The 15,866-nt window shown below is 71.1% G+C and carries 17 protein-coding genes; 9 read left to right on the forward strand and 8 right to left on the reverse strand.

Going from position 1 to position 15,866, the window contains the following annotated elements:
* Nucleotides 1-105 precede the first annotated feature (105 nt).
* Nucleotides 106-333, reverse strand: coding sequence for a DUF3263 domain-containing protein (locus ABZ928_RS48155; RefSeq protein ID WP_361534825.1), 228 nt, complete (start codon nucleotides 331-333; stop codon nucleotides 106-108).
* 57 nt (nucleotides 334-390) lie between these two features.
* Nucleotides 391-1,608 (reverse strand): extracellular solute-binding protein, encoded by a 1,218-nt coding sequence (locus tag ABZ928_RS48160; RefSeq protein WP_361535238.1) that lies wholly within the window; start codon nucleotides 1,606-1,608, stop codon nucleotides 391-393.
* 159 nt (nucleotides 1,609-1,767) lie between these two features.
* Between ABZ928_RS48160 and ABZ928_RS48165 the strand changes: the two genes are divergently transcribed.
* The 3 genes from ABZ928_RS48165 to ABZ928_RS48175 all read left to right on the forward strand — a co-directional run bounded on the left by ABZ928_RS48165 (nucleotide 1,768) and on the right by ABZ928_RS48175 (nucleotide 5,000).
* Nucleotides 1,768-2,745 (forward strand): ROK family protein, encoded by a 978-nt coding sequence (locus ABZ928_RS48165; protein ID WP_361534828.1) that lies wholly within the window; start codon nucleotides 1,768-1,770, stop codon nucleotides 2,743-2,745.
* Nucleotides 2,745-3,956, forward strand: coding sequence for an N-acetylglucosamine-6-phosphate deacetylase (nagA, locus tag ABZ928_RS48170; RefSeq protein ID WP_361534831.1), 1,212 nt, complete (start codon nucleotides 2,745-2,747; stop codon nucleotides 3,954-3,956). The genes ABZ928_RS48165 and nagA overlap by 1 nt, the downstream gene beginning before the upstream one ends.
* A 114-nt stretch (nucleotides 3,957-4,070) precedes the next feature.
* Nucleotides 4,071-5,000: a 1-phosphofructokinase family hexose kinase gene (locus ABZ928_RS48175; RefSeq protein WP_361534834.1), complete on the forward strand. Its 930-nt coding sequence runs from the start codon at nucleotides 4,071-4,073 to the stop codon at nucleotides 4,998-5,000.
* A gap of 6 nt (nucleotides 5,001-5,006) precedes the next feature.
* Here the strand turns inward: ABZ928_RS48175 and ABZ928_RS48180 are convergent, their stop codons facing one another.
* The gene (locus ABZ928_RS48180; RefSeq protein ID WP_361534837.1) at nucleotides 5,007-5,957 is read right to left on the reverse strand and encodes a carbohydrate-binding protein; all 951 of its coding nucleotides are present in this window, start codon (nucleotides 5,955-5,957) and stop codon (nucleotides 5,007-5,009) included.
* 131 nt (nucleotides 5,958-6,088) lie between these two features.
* A complete protein-coding gene (cdgB, locus tag ABZ928_RS48185) occupies nucleotides 6,089-7,747 on the reverse strand; it encodes a diguanylate cyclase CdgB (protein ID WP_361534840.1) in 1,659 nt (552 codons plus the stop codon).
* Between the two features lie 339 nt (nucleotides 7,748-8,086).
* Between cdgB and ABZ928_RS48190 the strand changes: the two genes are divergently transcribed.
* Both ABZ928_RS48190 and ABZ928_RS48195 read left to right on the forward strand, forming a co-directional pair.
* A complete protein-coding gene (locus ABZ928_RS48190) occupies nucleotides 8,087-8,650 on the forward strand; it encodes a flavin reductase family protein (RefSeq protein ID WP_361534843.1) in 564 nt (187 codons plus the stop codon).
* Between the two features lie 208 nt (nucleotides 8,651-8,858).
* Nucleotides 8,859-9,326, forward strand: coding sequence for a GNAT family N-acetyltransferase (locus ABZ928_RS48195; RefSeq protein ID WP_361534846.1), 468 nt, complete (start codon nucleotides 8,859-8,861; stop codon nucleotides 9,324-9,326).
* A 41-nt stretch (nucleotides 9,327-9,367) separates the two neighbouring features.
* Here ABZ928_RS48195 and ABZ928_RS48200 read toward each other — a convergent pair whose 3' ends face one another.
* Together ABZ928_RS48200 and arfB are read right to left on the reverse strand one after the other, a co-directional pair.
* On the reverse strand, nucleotides 9,368-10,207 hold the full coding sequence (locus ABZ928_RS48200; RefSeq protein ID WP_361534849.1) for a sigma-70 family RNA polymerase sigma factor: 840 nt from the start codon (nucleotides 10,205-10,207) through the stop codon (nucleotides 9,368-9,370).
* Nucleotides 10,208-10,316: 109 nt separating this feature from the next.
* Nucleotides 10,317-10,754 (reverse strand): alternative ribosome rescue aminoacyl-tRNA hydrolase ArfB, encoded by a 438-nt coding sequence (arfB, locus tag ABZ928_RS48205; protein ID WP_361535241.1) that lies wholly within the window; start codon nucleotides 10,752-10,754, stop codon nucleotides 10,317-10,319.
* Nucleotides 10,755-10,911: 157 nt separating this feature from the next.
* Here arfB and ABZ928_RS48210 point away from each other — a divergent pair, with 157 nt between their 5' ends.
* From ABZ928_RS48210 to ABZ928_RS48220, 3 genes are all read left to right on the forward strand, one after another.
* Nucleotides 10,912-11,487 (forward strand): TerD family protein, encoded by a 576-nt coding sequence (locus ABZ928_RS48210; protein WP_037709701.1) that lies wholly within the window; start codon nucleotides 10,912-10,914, stop codon nucleotides 11,485-11,487.
* Nucleotides 11,488-11,597: 110 nt separating this feature from the next.
* Nucleotides 11,598-12,596 (forward strand): bifunctional GNAT family N-acetyltransferase/NUDIX hydrolase, encoded by a 999-nt coding sequence (locus ABZ928_RS48215; RefSeq protein ID WP_361534852.1) that lies wholly within the window; start codon nucleotides 11,598-11,600, stop codon nucleotides 12,594-12,596.
* Between the two features lie 6 nt (nucleotides 12,597-12,602).
* Complete coding sequence (locus tag ABZ928_RS48220) at nucleotides 12,603-13,073, forward strand: hypothetical protein (RefSeq protein ID WP_361534855.1); 471 nt, start codon at nucleotides 12,603-12,605, stop codon at nucleotides 13,071-13,073.
* Between the two features lie 50 nt (nucleotides 13,074-13,123).
* Here the strand turns inward: ABZ928_RS48220 and ABZ928_RS48225 are convergent, their stop codons facing one another.
* Entirely contained in the window at nucleotides 13,124-14,557 is a 1,434-nt protein-coding gene (locus ABZ928_RS48225; protein ID WP_361534858.1) for a M1 family metallopeptidase, read from the reverse strand.
* 59 nt (nucleotides 14,558-14,616) lie between these two features.
* On the opposite strand from ABZ928_RS48225, the gene ABZ928_RS48230 reads away from it, so the two are divergent.
* Nucleotides 14,617-15,117: a hypothetical protein gene (locus ABZ928_RS48230; RefSeq protein WP_361534861.1), complete on the forward strand. Its 501-nt coding sequence runs from the start codon at nucleotides 14,617-14,619 to the stop codon at nucleotides 15,115-15,117.
* A gap of 6 nt (nucleotides 15,118-15,123) precedes the next feature.
* Here ABZ928_RS48230 and ABZ928_RS48235 read toward each other — a convergent pair whose 3' ends face one another.
* On the reverse strand, nucleotides 15,124-15,864 hold the full coding sequence (locus ABZ928_RS48235) for a pentapeptide repeat-containing protein (protein WP_361534864.1): 741 nt from the start codon (nucleotides 15,862-15,864) through the stop codon (nucleotides 15,124-15,126).
* Nucleotides 15,865-15,866: the final 2 nt, after the last annotated feature.

Here is a 15,866-nt window from a genome sequence, read left to right on the forward strand (position 1 = left end):
GGGCTGAAAAACCCAGCCCCTCCGGCGTTTGAGGAGCGGGGTCTGGGGCGGAGCCCCAGAAGGATGGGACGGGTAGGGGCGGCGGGGGCGAGAAACACCCGACGGTCACCGCTCCGACCGGCGTGCGTCCCGCACCCTCCGCAGCCGGTTCACCGTCACCGGGTCAGAGGCGAGGGCACGCGGATCGTCCAGCAGGGCGTTCAGGAGCTGGTAGTACCGCACCGGCACCAGCCCCAGCTCCTCCCGTATCGCCCGCTCCTTCGCCCCGGGCCCGCCGAACCCACGCCGCTCCAACGCGAGGATGGCCAGCTCACGGGCGCCGAGATCGCTCATGACAGGACCGTAGCGCCCACCACTGACAACGCCTACAGCCCCTCAGCCCCGCAGCCCCTACTCCGCGCTCTCCGCCCGCAACGCCGTCGCCTGAAGATCACCCAGCACAGCCGCCGGATTCCCGCCCGAACTCACCGCACCCCCGATCCGCTCCTTGACCGCCGAACTCACCGACGCCCAGGACGTCCGCCCGACGGGGTACAGCTCGGACTGCGGAAGCTCCTTGAGGAAGGGCCGCAGATCCTTGTCCTCCGCGGCCGAGCTCATGACGTCGGACGCCGACGCGGTGACGGGGAGGAGGTCGTACTCACGGGAGAAGTCGAGGACGTTCTTGTCGCTGTAGACGAAGTCGAGGAAGTCCCCGACCTGCTCGGCGTGGCCGTTCTTCTTGAAGGCGGTCATCCAGTCGGCGACGCCCATGGAGTACTTGGAGGGCCCGTCGACACCGGGCATCGGCACCATGCCGAACTTCACCCCCTTCGCCGCGGCCGCCTTCATCAGCGTGGGATGCCCGTTGAGCATCCCCACCTCCCCGTCGGCGAACGCCGCGAACGCGTCCGCCCGGTTCAGCTTCCCCGGCGCGACCGGCCCGGTCAGCCCCTCCCCCACGAGGTCGTCCTTGAGCCAGGTGAAGGTCGCGACGTTCTCGGCGGAGTCGATGCCGTACGTACCGAGGCTGTCGGTGTACCCGCCCCCGCCGCTCAGCAGCCACTGCATCGTCTCGGCCTGCGCCTCCTCGGACCCGAGCGGAAGGGCGTACGGGTACTTCACCCCGTCGGCCTTGAGCGCGGCGGCGTCGGAGGCGAGCTCGTCCCAGGTGGTGGGCGCGCTGAGACCGGCCTTGGCGAAGAGGGTCTTGTTGTAGAAGAGCAGCCGGGTGGAGGAGGCGAACGGAATGCCGTACTGCGTCGAGTCCACCTCGCCCGCGGAGGCGAGCTGCGGGAGGAAGTCGGCCTGGGTGGAGATGGAGAGGAGTTCGTCGGCGGAGTACAGGAGGCCGTCGGCGGCGTAGTCGGCGTACGCGCCGATCTGCGCCATGTCGGGCGCGTCCCCGGCGGCGACCATCTCCTTGACCTCGCGGTCGACGTCGTTCCAGGAATAGACGGTGACGTCCACCGTCACATTCGGGTGCTTCTTCTCGTACTCCTCGACGAGCCCGTCCCAGTACTTCCGCGAGCTGTTGGCCTTGCTGTCGCCGTAGTCGGCGGCGACCAGTCTGAGGGTCACCTCGTCGGAGCCCGAGCCGAGGCCGCAGCCGCTCAGTACCGCCGTCATGCCCAGTGCGGACACCACCGCGATCGTTCCTGTCCTACGCCGCCACTGCACTGCTGCCGAGCCCCAGATCATCGTCGAAACTTTCGAAAGGTCAGACATAAGGTCTACACCACGTAAGTGGACTAGACCTCTTATGGGTCGGCGGGCCACACTACCCCCGTGAGACATGTCATCGCCCTCGACGTGGGCGGCACCGGAATGAAGGCCGCCCTCGTCGGCGCCTCCGGAACTGTGCCTTCTGGGGGGACACCCCCCAGACCCCCCGTGCTCCACCAGGCCCGCCGGGCCACCGGCCGCGAGCGCGGCCCGGACGCGGTCGTCGAGGGCATCCTCGACTTCGCCGCCGAGCTCCACGCGTACGGCGCCCAGCACCTCGGCGAGCCCGCCTCCGCCGTCGGCGTCGCCGTCCCCGGCATCGTCGACGCCGAGCACGGCATCGCCGCCTACGCGGCCAACCTGGGCTGGCGCGACGTACCGCTACGCGCCCTGCTCACCTCCAAGCTGGACGGCATCCCGGTCGCCCTCGGCCACGACGTCCGCACCGGCGGCCTCGCCGAGGGCCGCATCGGCGCCGGCCAGGGCGCCGACCGCTTCCTCTTCCTCCCCCTCGGCACCGGCATCGCGGGCGCCATCGGCATCGCGGGCCAGGTCGAGGCGGGCGCCCACGGCTTCGCGGGCGAGATCGGCCACATCGTCGTACGCCCCGGCGGCACCCCCTGCCCCTGCGGCCAGCACGGCTGCCTGGAGCGGTACGCCTCCGCGGCCGCCGTCAGTGAGGCATGGGCCGCCGCCTGCGGGGACCCGGACGCCGACGCGGCGGACTGCGCCAAGGCGGTCGAGTCCGGCGACCAGCGCGCCGCACAGGTCTGGCAGGCGGCCCTGGACACCCTCGCCGACGGCCTGCTCACCGCCCTCACCCTCCTGGACCCCCGGATCGTGATCATCGGTGGCGGCCTGGCGGAGGCGGGGGAAACCTTGTTCACACCGTTGCGGGACGCGGTCCGGCAGCGGGTCACCTTCCAGAAGCTGCCGGAGATCGTTCCGGCCGCGCTGGGAGACACGGCGGGATGCCTGGGTGCCGGGCTGCTGGCCTGGGATCTCCTCACAACAACTGACGGCACGGAGGTAACGCGCTGATGGCAACCCCCTCAGGGGCGCGGGGAACTGCGCGACCAGCCACACACGACCCGCAGCCCGCATCCGGCAAGGCGCCCCTCGTCCTGTCCGGCGCAACCGTGGTCCTCCCCACAGGAACCGTCAAAGACGGCCGAGTGATCATCGACGGCCCCCGCATCGCCGGAAGCGCCCCGGAGAACGCCCGCCTCATCGACGTATCGGGCTACACCCTGGTCCCAGGTTTCGTCGACATCCACAACCACGGCGGCGGCGGAGCCTCCTTCACCTCAGGCACCGCAGACGACGTAGTCAGGGGCATCCACACCCACCGCCTGCACGGCACCACCACCCTCGTCGCCTCCACCGTCACCGGAGACATGGACTCCCTGGTCCAGCGGGCAGGCCTCCTCTCCGAGCTCGCCGAACAGGGCGACATCGCCGGCATCCACTTCGAGGGCCCGTTCATCTCCCCGTGCCGCAAGGGCGCGCACTCCGAGGAACTGCTGCGCGACCCGGACCCCGCGGAGGTCCGCAAACTGATCGACGCGGCAAGGGGCAAGGCCAAGATGGTCACCCTCGCGACCGAACTCCCGGGCGGCATCGACTCGGTCAGACTCCTCACCGAACACGGCGTCATCGCGGCGATCGGCCACACGGACGCGACGTACGAGCAGACGGTGGAGGCGATCGACGCGGGCGCGACGGTCGCGACGCACCTGTTCAACGCGATGCCCCCGCTGGGCCACCGCACGCCCGGCCCGATCGCCGCGCTCCTGGAGGACGAGCGGATCACGGTCGAGCTGATCAACGACGGTACGCATCTGCACCCCGCCGCCCTCCAGCTGGCGTTCCATCACGCGGGCGCGGACCGGGTCGCGTTCATCACGGACGCGATGGACGCGGCGGGCTTCGGCGACGGCTTCTACTCGCTCGGCCCGATGGCGGTCGAGGTCAAGGACGGGGTGGCGCGGCTGGTGGAGGGCGGTTCGATCGCGGGCTCCACGCTCACCCTGGACCGGGCGTTCCGGCGGGCGGTGACGGTGGACCGGCTGTCGGTCGAGGACGCCGTCGCGGCGCTGTCCGCCAACCCGGCGCGGCTGCTGGGGATGTACGACTCGATCGGCTCGCTGGAGCCGGGCAAGTACGCCGACCTGCTGCTTCTCGACCATCAATTCGCCCTCAAGGGCGTGATGCGGCGCGGTGAATGGGTGGTCGATCCCCAACTGGCCTGATCTGTCCATCTGTTGAGGCGGCGGCTGTCCTGGAAGACTGGGACGCCGCCGTCCGCCGTGACGGGCGCGCTTACACAGGCTTCGCAGGACTCGTCTCGGGGGAGGTCGGCACAGGTGATCCTCACGGTCACACTGAACACCGCTCTCGACATCACCTACCGCGTCGGCGCCCTCCGCCCGCACGCCTCCCACCGCGTCTCCGAGGTCATCGAACGCCCCGGCGGCAAGGGCCTGAACGTGGCCCGCGTCCTCGCCGCCCTCGGCCACGAGGTGACGGTCACCGGCTTCGCGGGCGGTGCGACGGGCCGGCTGCTCCAGGAGCAGCTCACGACGGTGCCGGGCGTGGTGGACGCGCTGATCCCGGTGGCCGGCGCGACGAGGCGCACGATAGCCGTGACGGACGAACAGACCGGCGACACCACCCAGTTGAACGAACCCGGCCCGACGATCACCCCCGCCGAGTGGTCCGCCTTCCAGGAGGCGTACGAGGATCTGCTCCCGTCGATGTCCGCCGTGGCCCTGTGCGGCAGCCTCCCGCCGGGCGTCCCGGTGGGCGCGTACGCCGGGCTGGTCCGCACCGCCCGCGCGGCCGGCGTCCCGGTCCTCCTCGACACCAGCGGCGAACCCCTGCGCCGCGGAGTCGCCGCCCGCCCCGACATCATCAAGCCCAATGCCGACGAACTCGCCGAACTCACCGGCTCCCACGAGCCGTTGCGCGCCACCCAGGACGCGCGCCGCCGGGGCGCCCGAGCGGTGGTGACCTCCCTGGGCCCGGACGGCCTCCTGGCCGCCTCCCCGGAGGGCCGCTGGCGCGCCACCCCACCGGCCCGCATCCACGGCAACCCGACGGGCGCCGGCGACTCAGCGGTCGCGGGCCTGCTGTCGGGCCTGGTCGAACACCTCCCCTGGCCGGACCGCCTGACCCGCGCGGTGGCCCTCTCGGCGGCGACCGTACTGGCCCCGGTGGCGGGCGAGTTCGACGCCTCGGCTTATGAGGAGCTGCGGGGGCGGGTGGCGGTGACCGGGGAGGTCAGCGCGGCGTGAGGGCCGCTACTTCTCGACCTGCCCGGCCTTCAGCCGCAGATGGTCGAGCAGGACGTCGCACTGGTCGCCGGCCTGGCAGGAGATGCTGATGGTGTTGGTGCCCTGGTTGAGGGTCGGCCAGGAGTAGGTCTGCGTCCAGCCCTTCGTGTAGTCGCCCTCGGCGGCCTTCGCGAAGTTGCCCAGGTTCAGCTTGGTGCCGAAGACCTTGCCGTTGACCGTGAGCGTCATGCTCTGGTCCTTGCCGGGGACGCTGTACTGCGTGAAGAGGGTGTAGACGCCCTCCTTCGGGATGCCGTTGACGGTCCAGGTGACCTCGGCGCCGGTCTGGTTGAGCCCGGTCACATAGATGCCGCCGTCGGAGGTGGCGCCCTGCACGTCAGAAGCGGTCGTCACGCCGGTCCCGAGCTTCAGTGCCTTCGCGTCGAGCTCCGGGAGGTCGTCCGTGCTGACCTCACTGCTGCTCGGGGACGCACTCGGCTCGCTGCTCTGCTGAGCGGACGGCGAGGTAGACGCGCCGCCACCCCCCGCGTCCTTGTCGTCGTCGCCGCCCATCATCGCCACCCCGATGCCGATGACGACCGCCGCGACCACCGCGATGGCGCCGATGAGCAGACCCTTGGTGTTGGGGCCCCGCCCGCGACCGCCGCCGCCGTGGCCGCCGTACGACGGCTGGGGGGTCTGGGTGGTGGGGGCGCCGCCGGGGAACGTCTCGGGGGCGGCGTAGTGCGCGTTGGGCTGGCCGTAGGCGCCCTGCTGCTGCGGGACCTGTCCGTATGCCGCGGTCTGCTGCTGGCCGTACTGGCGCTGGCCGACCGGGCGCTGCCGGTTGACGGAGCCCGGGTAGCCGTAACCGCCGGACGGCGGCTGGGCCCCGTTGGCCTGTCCGTCGGCGTAGAGGTAGCCGAACGGGTCGTCGTCCTCGGGCGGCGTGTTCGCGCCGGTGGTGCCGGACGTCATCCCAGTAACTCCTCAGCAGGTGCGGGGACGGATGCGGTACGCGTGGTAAGTGGCGAGCCTACCCGCTCCGGCTGCCCCAAACGGGTGACTCAGACCGCATCAGCTCACCGACCTGCTCCCTGACCAGGGGATCAGCCCGCACGTCTGTGCTGTTTGGGACGAGATCGTTTCTCTACGTACATCCGCTCGTCGGCGGACTTCAACACTTCGTCCGCGGTCATCCCGCAGTGTGCCCACCCGATACCGAAGCTGGCGCCCACGCGGACGGCACGCCCCTCCGCGCGGATGGGCTGGATGATCTCGTTGCGCAGACGTACGGCGAGGTCGGCGGCGTCCGCGCGGCCGAGGCCGTCGGCGAGGATCACGAACTCGTCGCCGCCGAGCCGGGCCACGGTGTCACCGTCACGGACCTGCCGGGACAGCCGCCGGGCGACCTCGATGAGCACCGCGTCACCCGCGTTGTGCCCGAAGCGGTCGTTGATCGACTTGAAGCCGTCGAGGTCGCAGAAGAGGACCGCGAGCCCCTTGGTGCCGTCGTCGTGCTCGCCCTCGGGGGCGGCGGTGTGCACATGGTGGTCGTAGCCGACGTCGAACGCCTCGGTGCCGGGCCGGAAGTCGAAGCCGTGGCCGTTGGCGTCGTAGGCGGGATGGCCGCCGTAGGCCGCGTCGATGGATTCGAGGGCGGCGTGGTGCGTCGGGCGCTGGCACAGCCGCGAGGAGAGCCGGGCCCGCAGCTCGGCGGAGTTCGGCAGGCCGGTGAGGGAGTCGTGGGAGGCCCGGTGGGCGAGCTGGAGCTCGCGGCGCTTGCGGTCCTCTATGTCCTCGACGTGGGTGAGGAGGAAGCGGGGCCCGTCGGCGGCGTCGGCGACGACGGAGTTGCGCAGCGAGACCCAGACGTAGCTGCCGTCGCGGCGCCCGAGCCGCAGCTCGGCCCGGCCGCCCTCGGCCGAGGTCCGCAGCAGCGTCCCTATGTCCTCGGGGTGGACGAGGTCGGAGAAGGAGTAGCGCCGCATCGCGGAGGCGGGACGCCCGAGGAGCCGGCACAGGGCGTCGTTGGTGCGCAGGATCCGGCCGTGCTGATCGCCGCCCATCTCGGCGATGGCCATGCCGGAGGGGGCGTACTCGAAGGCCTGCCGGAAGCTCTCCTCGCTGGCGCGCAGGGCCTGCTGCTCACGCTCCAGCCGGACCAGCGCGCGCTGCATATTGGCACGCAGACGCGCGTTGCTGATCGCGATCGCGGCCTGGAAGGCGTACATCTGAAGCGCTTCGCGCCCCCACGCGCCCGGCCGGCGGCCGTTCCTGGGCCGGTCCACGGACAGGACGCCGATCAGCTCGCCGCACGAGCCGCCGCTCACGCCCGGCGTGAACATGGGCGCGAAGAGCCGGTCGGAGGGGTGCCACTCGTCCTCGAAGCGGGGCGCGGGGCCGTCGGTGTACCACTGCGGTACATCGTCGTCGTCGAGGATCCAGCCCTCGGTGTGCGGGATGAAGACCAGGTCGCCCCAGTTCTCCCCCATGCTCAGCCGGCGCTCCCAGGAGTCGCGGGAGCCGACCCGCCCGGTGATGAGCGCCTCGGCGGCGGGGTTGCCCGCGAACGCGGCGACGACGAGATCGCCGTCGGGGCGGACGAGGTTGACGCAGGCCAGCTCGTAGCCGAGACCGGTGACGACGCCGTCGGCGACGGTCTGCAACGTGTCCGCAAGAGACCGGGCGGTGTTCATGTCCGCCATGACCTGATGCAGTTGTCGCAGAGTCGCAAGACGGACGTAGGGCTCCGACTCGGTCTCCATGCTCGCCCTCCCCCCGAGACCTCGCAGCGAATCAAGGGTTCTCATCGGCGTATCGTTCTGGCAGCTTCCCCGCCACTGAATCACAGCGCGCTGCCCACTCGGTACACAGGGTCAACAATTAATGCCCCTTGTGACTCAAGTCACAGCGAAAGATGAACAATTGAGTGGGGTTTCTGCGTTTTCCCTGTGCGTTTACTGAACGCAATCTTTGGGGGTTTGTGGAGATTCACGGGGAGGCGCTGGTGGGGGTGTGCCGAGGGTCCTAGGTCGGAGAGCGGGTCCCGGCTCGGGCGGAGGTCCGATGCGGACGGGACCGGCCGGACACTAGCGTTCCGGAACGTGCCGAACACTCCCCCGATCACCGCCCCCGCCGCCTACGGGCATCCTGTGGGGGTGAGCAACGACGAGTTCCGCGCCGCCATGTCCCGGCTGGCCGCGGGTGTGGTCCTGGTGACCGCCTTCGAGCCCCCGCTCGATGCCGACGGCCCCAAGGGCGAGGACGTCGGCATGACGGCCACCGCCTTCATGTCGGTGTCCCTGGACCCGCCCCTGGTCCTGGTCAGCCTCCGCGAGGGCTCCCGCATGGACGAACTCCTCGACGAACAGCCCCTCTGGGCCGTCTCGGTCCTCTCCGAGTCCCAACGCCACATCGCCGGCCGCTTCGCGATGAAGGGCCGCATCAGCGACCGTCTGCTGTTCGAGGACATCCCGTACGTCAGGGGCGAGGCGACCGGAGCGGCCTTGGTGGGCGGCGCGCTGGCAACCCTGGAGTGCCGCACGGAACAGCGGGTGCAGGCGGGCGACCACACACTGGTGATCGGCCGGGTCCTGACGGCAGCGGTCCCGAGCGCGGACGGCGGCCCGCTGGCGTACTTCAAGGGCAGGTACCGCCAGTTGGGCTGACGGCTGGGCTGAGCGGCCGGAGCGAGCTCGGCAATTGGCAGTTGCGTCGGGGCTGAGCTTTTCGGCGACCTGCGGTTTTGCTGTTCGGGGTCGGGACAGATCTGCCAATCACCGGCCACCACCCACCGACCGGTGCCCACCGACCACCGACCTCACCCCCGCCCGAAATCCCCTCGCCCCCTCTCGCCTCCCGCCCTAGGGTCCCCCCATGACCCCCCGCCTGGAGAAGATCACCTCCCGCAACCTCGACGCCGCCCTCTCCGTACGCGTCCGCCCGGAGCAGGAGTTCGCCGTCGCCCCGGTGGTGAAGTCGCTGGCCGAGGCATACGTCCATCCCGACACCGCCTGGCCCCGCCTGATCACCGACGACGACCGCCCCGTCGGCTTCCTGATGGCCTTCTTCGACATCGACTGGCGCGAGGACGGCACCCTGTTCCGCTCCGGCCTGTGGCGGCTGAACATCGCCGACGGTGAACAGGGCCGCGGATACGGTCGCTTCGCCGTGGAATCCGTCGCGGCCGAGATCCGCGGTCGCGGTGGCAAAGAGCTGTACGTCAGCTGGCACCAAGGTGAGAACGGCCCCGAGAATTTCTATCTGAACCTCGGCTTCCGCCCCAACGGGGAGATGGTCGAGGGAGAGATCGTGGGCGTGCTGGACATCGGAGACGCCGGATAGGAAGCCCCTGTCGCACAGCAATCTCTGGTCGCACAGCACCCCTAAAGGAACTCCACCTCCAGTCCCGCCACCCGCCCCGGCTCCGTGCTGATGTCGATGACGGCGATCCGGTCCCGTACGAACGTGAACGCCAGCGCCCGTTCCACCCGCCCGTCGACCAGTACGGCGAGCCCCGTCGCCCCGTCGACCAGCGCGGGCAGCGCGATCGCGGCGAGCCGGGAGTAGGTGGACGCACCCTTCGCCACCGCAAGCGCACCCGCGACCACCCCGGCTTCGCTGCGGGCCACGACGTCCGGGTCGAGCACCTCCATCAGGGCCTCGAAGTCACCCCCGCGCGCGGCGGCGAGGAACGCGTCGACGACCTCCCGCTGCCGTACGAGATCCGCGTCCGGCGCGGGCGCCCCCTGCACCCGGCGCCGGGCCCGGCTGGCGAGCTGGCGTGCGGCGGTCGGGGTGCGGCCGACGACGGTCGCGACGTCGTCGTACGGCACCGCGAACAGGTCGTGGAGGACGAACGCGAGCCGCTCGGCGGGTGTCAGCGTCTCCAGTACGACGAGCAGCGCGGCGCCCACCGAGTCGGCGAGCAGGACGTCCTGCTCGGGGTCGGCGACCGTGGCCGGCACGGGCGCGTCCGGGGTCAGCGGCAGCTCGGCGCGCGCGGTGCGGGAGCGCAGCATGTCCAGGCAGACCCGTCCGACGACGGTCGTCAGCCAGCCCCCGAGGTTGTCCACCTGCCCGGCGTCGGAGCGGCTCAGCCGGACCCACGCCTCCTGCACCGCGTCCTCGGCCTCCGCCCCCGACCCGAGCATCCGGTAGGCGACGGCCCGCAGCCGATCGCGGTGCTCCTCGAAACGCCGGGCAAGGAACTCGTTCTCGCTCATCGGTCGTCACAGCCTCTCGTCACAGCGTCTCGTCGCGGTGGTCAGTGACATGACGCATCGCACGACGTTTCTGTGACACCGGGCATCGAGCAGGCCCCCCCGGGGGGACCTACCCCCAGTCGCGCCCCGTCCGGCCCCGCTTCGTCTCCGCGCGCTGCTTCTTCTCCCGCAGCCGGCGTTCGTTGATGCCGCGCGGGATGCGGGTGGGCTTGCGGGGCTTCGGCGGTGGGGCGGTGGCCTCGGCGAGGAGGGCGGCGAGGCGTACGGCGGCGGTCTCGCGGTTGCGCCACTGGGAGCGGTGCTCGGAGGCGCGGACCGTGACGACCCCGTCGACGAGGCGGCCGGCCAGCCGCTCCAGGGCCCGCCGCTTCCACACCTCGGGCAGCGACTCCGTCTTGGCCAGGTCGAAGCGGAGCTCCACCTGGGAGTCGCTGGTGTTGACGTGCTGGCCGCCCGGTCCGGACGACCGCGAGAAACGCCACATGAGCTCGGCCTCCGGGAGGGAGACGGAGCCGCGGATGACGTGAGGACCGGACATGCCGCCTATCGTCCCCCGGCTGACCGGCACACGTCACGCGAATAACGTTCACTGTCTGTTCGGTAAAGAAAGTAAAGACACCAGGAACCTTCGCTACCCCTCTCGGCGTTCATACGGGTAGATGTAGCTTCAGGCAGTACCTAAACGAGGGAAAGGACTCCCAACCATGGCTGTAAGCCTGTCCAAGGGTGGCAACGTCTCGCTCACCAAGGAGGCTCCGGGCCTGACCGCCGTCACCGTGGGCCTCGGCTGGGACGTCCGCACCACCACCGGCACGGACTTCGACCTCGACGCCTCCGCGATCGCGGTCAACACGCAGGGCAAGGTCTACTCCGACGCCCACTTCGTGTTCTTCAACAACAAGCAGACCCCGGACAGCACCATCGTCCACACCGGCGACAACCGCACGGGCGAGGGCGCGGGCGACGACGAGGCGATCAACGTCAACCTGGCGGGCCTCCCCGCCGACATCGACAAGATCGTCTTCCCGGTCTCGATCTACGACGCGGAGAACCGCTCGCAGAACTTCGGCCAGGTCCGCAACGCCTACATCCGCATCGTCAACCAGGCCGGCGGCGCCGAGATCGCCCGCTACGACCTGTCCGAGGACGCGGCCACCGAGACCGCCATGGTCTTCGGCGAGCTCTACCGCAACGGCGCCGAGTGGAAGTTCCGCGCCGTCGGCCAGGGCTACGCCTCGGGCCTGGTGGGCATCGCCCAGGACTTCGGCGTCAACGTCTGACGGGTCACCCCGTCCGACGGTCACCGCACCGCACCGGGACCCCTGGCTTCGGCCGGGGGTCCCGGCGTTCACCGGCTTACGCGTGACGTGTGCGCGATAAGTTGCCCCGCGTGATCCTCACGCCCCTCCCCCGCACCCCCGACGGCGACATCCCGGCCCCCGTCCTCACCGAACTCACCGCGCTGTACGCCTCCAACCGTGAGTTCCACGCCCTCAGCGGGGACTTCCCGGACCCCGACGACGTACGCCCCGAACAGGTGGCGGCGGCGCTCGCGGACGAACTCGCCCACCCGGGCGCCCAGGTGCTCCTCGCCCGCAGCGCGGGGCGGCTCGTCGGGCTCGTGGTCACGCTCGCCGAACATCCCGACCCGGCGGACCCGGACCCGTGGATCGGGCTGCTGATGGTCGACGCGAACGCCCAACGGCAGGGGTACGGGCGCCGGTTGGCGTCCCTCACCGAGGACCGTTTCCGGAGCGCCGGCCACACCGCCGTACGCCTCGGCGTCCTCGACGCCACCCCCAAGAGCCTCGCCTTCTGGACCGCCCTCGGCTACGAGGTGATCGGCCACCGCGAGGACCGCGCACTGGGCCGCCCCTGCGCGATCCTGCGCAAGGCGCTCAGCACTCCTCTGCGCACCCCGCGCCGCGCGGCCCGCGTCGCTGTGGTCGACCCGGACGGTTCCGTCTTCCTCTTCCGGTACGACAACGTCGAGGTCGGCGTCCACTGGGCCCTGCCCGGCGGCGGCCTGGAGGCGGACGAGCGCCCGTCCGAGGGCGCCCTGCGCGAGCTGCACGAGGAGACGGGCTGGACGGACCTGACCCACCCCGGCCTGCTGGTGCACACCTGGGAACACGACTTCACGCTCCCCCACTCTCGACTTCGCTCGAGCGGGGGGACCCCCATCGTCGGCCCCGTCCACCAGCACGAGCACATCTACGTCACCCACGGCCCCCACCGCGAACCCACCGGCCCCCACCTCGCCGCCGCACACGCCGAGGACGGCATCCTCACCTGGGACTGGTGGACCCGAAAGAAGCTCGCCGAGGCACCCGAGCCACTCTGGCCACCGTCCCTCGCCCGCCTCCTCGACAACTGGCAAGGAGTCTGAACTCCCGTGGAGTGGATGACCCTCGCCGGTACCGGACTCGGCGCCCTCGTCGGTGTCGGCTCGACGCTGCTCGCCGACCGGGCCCGCTGGCGCCGCGACTCCGCCGGCCAGGCCCGGCAGGAGCGCAAGGACATATACGTCGCCTGTCTGACCAGCTTCCGCCAGGCCCACGAGGCCATGCGCGCCGTCGCCACCGGCGACCAGCAGCGCGAGGCCGCCGCCCTCGACGCGGCCGTACGGGAGGCGTTCCGCGCGTCGGGCTGCAACGAGGCCCGCGAGACGGCCCTGATCTGCGTACCGCCCGCCCTGGCCGCCGCCGTCGAGGACGCCCACCTGAGCCTGCGCGAACTCCGGGACGTACTGGCCGCCGGCCACCCCCTCGCCTCCGCCGACTACAAGGAGGCCCGCCGCGCCCACACCCGCACGGTCGCCGCGGCCCGCGAGGCGATGCGCCACGATCTCGACCGCCAGGTGTGACGCATCCTGATCCGGTCGCCCCCGTTGCCGGCGCTCAGGGGCGGCCCGGCTCAGGGGCTGCCCGGCTTCCCGTCCCCGTACAGCCAGTCCTCCCAGATCGCGTCGAAGTCCTCGTCCGGGGCCTGCTCCTCGACGTACGCCGTGAAGTCGTCGGTGTCGGCGTTGCCGTGGCGGTGGGCGGCTGTCCAGCCCTGGACGATGTCGTAGAAGGCGTCGTCGCCGACGGTCTGCCGGATCTTGTGGACGACCATCGCGGCGCGCTGGTAGACGGGCCCCTCGTCGGAGAGATGCGCGGCGCTCGTGGGCTTCGCGGGCGGGAAGGCCCAGAGGTCCTCGTAGGTCTCCTCCCCGTGGTCGTACAGCGCGTCGAAGGTCTCCTGGGCCGTGTCGCCGCCCTCGTCCTCCTCCCACAGCCACTCCGCGTACGTCGCGAACCCCTCGTTGAGCCACATGTCCCGCCAGGTCTTCGGCGTGACGGAGTCACCGAACCACTGGTGGGCCAGCTCGTGGACGAGGAGCCCGGTGTCGGGCGCGCCCGGGAAGAAGGGCCGGTTCTGGGTCTCCAGGGCGTACCCGGCGTCGTCCTCGCCGCCGACGATCGCGCCGGCGGAGGAGAAGGGGTACGGCCCGAAGTTGGTCTCCGCCCAGTCCAGCACCTCGGGCAGCCGGGCCAGCACCTTCGCGCTCGCCTTCACCTGCCCCGGGGCGACGGCGGTGTACACGGGCACGTCACCGGCGGTGGAGCGGCTGACCTTGTAGTCGCCGACGGCGACCGTCGCGAGGTAACTCGCCATCGGCTCGGCGGTGTGCCAGGAGAAGGTCGTACGCCCTCCCGTGGTCGTCTCACCGGTCAACTCCCCGTTGGAGACGGCCTGGAGCCCCTCCGGCACGGTGACCGCGATGTCGTACGTGGCCTTGTCCGAGGGGTGGTGGTTGCCGGGGAACCAGGCCATGGACCCGTTCGGCTCGCCGAGCCCGACCGCCCCAGTCTCCGTCGGCAGCCAGCCCTCCTCGGAGCCGTCCGGATCGGTGAGGGTCTGCGGGGTCCCGGAGTACCGCACCCGCACCTCGAAGGTCTCCCCGTCGTCGAGCTCGTCGCCCGGCCGTACGGTCAGCTCCTGCCCGACCCGGTTCCAGCGCGCGGCCTCGCCCTCGACGGTGGCCTCCTCGACGTCCATCCCCGTCAGGTCCAGGTCGAAGGCGGACAGATCCTGCGTGGCCCGGGCGGTGACGACGGCGGTGCCGGACAGCTGCTCGTCGTCGGGCTCATAGTCGAGCCGGAGGGAGTAGTGGCTGACGTCGTACCCGCCGTTGCCCGCCTTCGGAAAGTACGGATCCCGCACCCCGGAACCCCCGGGCGTGCCCTGCACTCCGCCCCCGCCGCCCCCACTGCACGCCGTGAGCGCGAGGGAGAAGGAGAGGGAGAGGGAGAGGGTGACGAGGAGGGACGTACAGGCCGGGACAAGGCGCACGGATCGGGACATGACAGTGATCCTAGGGCGGGGCACAGGCACCCCCCGTACGGCGTGACACCATCACCTACGTGCTCGACATCGGCTACGCCCTCTCCAACCGCTTCCCGGACCCGCCCCAGATGGACTACCGCCGCGCGAGCGTCCATGCGCTGCGTCACGACCTGTTCTGCGGCGACGTCTATCTCGCCGACACCAAGGCGGACCGGGAACTGTCCACAGCCTGGGGATGGGTGCCGGTGCTCGACTTCGCGTGGGCCCTGTGCGACATCGTGGAACACCTCGACCGCGACCCCGCCGGCTCCCGCGCCTCCCGCCCCCAGCACGCCGAACTCGACTTCACCGAGTCCACCGACCGCATGCTCTTCGAGCGCCGCTTCGGCTGGGTCGACATCGAGTCCGACTGGATGCCGCCCGAAGAGCCGCCCCTCACCTTCCCCCACTCCGAACTCCGCCGCGAGTCCCGCGACTTCCTCCACGACCTCCTCGCCGACCTGTGCGACCTCCACGAGGACCTGGCGGAAAACCCAGCGATCTGGACCCTCCAGGCCCGCTTCCCCAGGCTGAGCTGAACGCCGTCAGCCCTCCACCCGAATCCCCATCTGCCCCGCCAACACCGGCGCCAGATCCAGCAGTTGCGCCGTGCTGATCACCGCCCCCGCGAGCCGCTCCACGCCCCGCGCGATGTCCACCTCCGCCGCGCCCCGCAGATCCACGTCGACGAGGGTGGCGTTGGTGAGGTCCGCCCGTTTCAGCGCGCAGTCCACGAACTCCACGCGCTCCAGCCGGGCCCCGGCGAAGTCCGGTTCGGCGAGGACGCAGCCCTCGAAGACGACGTCTCTGAGGTTCGCCATGCGCAGGTTCAGGTAGTCGATCTTGCCGCCGCGGATGACCACCCGTTCCAGCGTCGACCCGTGCAGCTGGACCCCGCCCATCCGCGCGTCGACGAACTCCACGTCCCGCAGGGTCGCCTCGGACAGGTTGGTCCCCACGCCCCGGACCCCGGTGAGCACCGAGTCCAGGAAGCGCGCGTTGCGCAGCCGGGTCTCGTCCAGCGCGCACCCCGTCAGCGCGCAGTCCATGAAGCGGGCGCCCGAGGCGTCCTGCCCGGCGAAGTCCGCCTCCGCGAACTCCAGCCCGTCGTAATCCCCGTCCGGCTCGAGCCCGCCACCGCCGTACGCCACCAGCGGCGGCAGCCGCACCTCCGGCGGCCGCGCACGCTTCACTCCGGAACCGCCGGAGCCACCTGACCCACCCGACCTATCCGAACCACCCGACCTACCCGAACCACCAGTCCCACCCGCCGCTCTCCTCGCCATAC

Origin of the sequence: Streptomyces sp. NPDC046909 (assembly GCF_040644695.1) — a bacterium.
GTDB lineage: Bacteria > Actinomycetota > Actinomycetes > Streptomycetales > Streptomycetaceae > Streptomyces.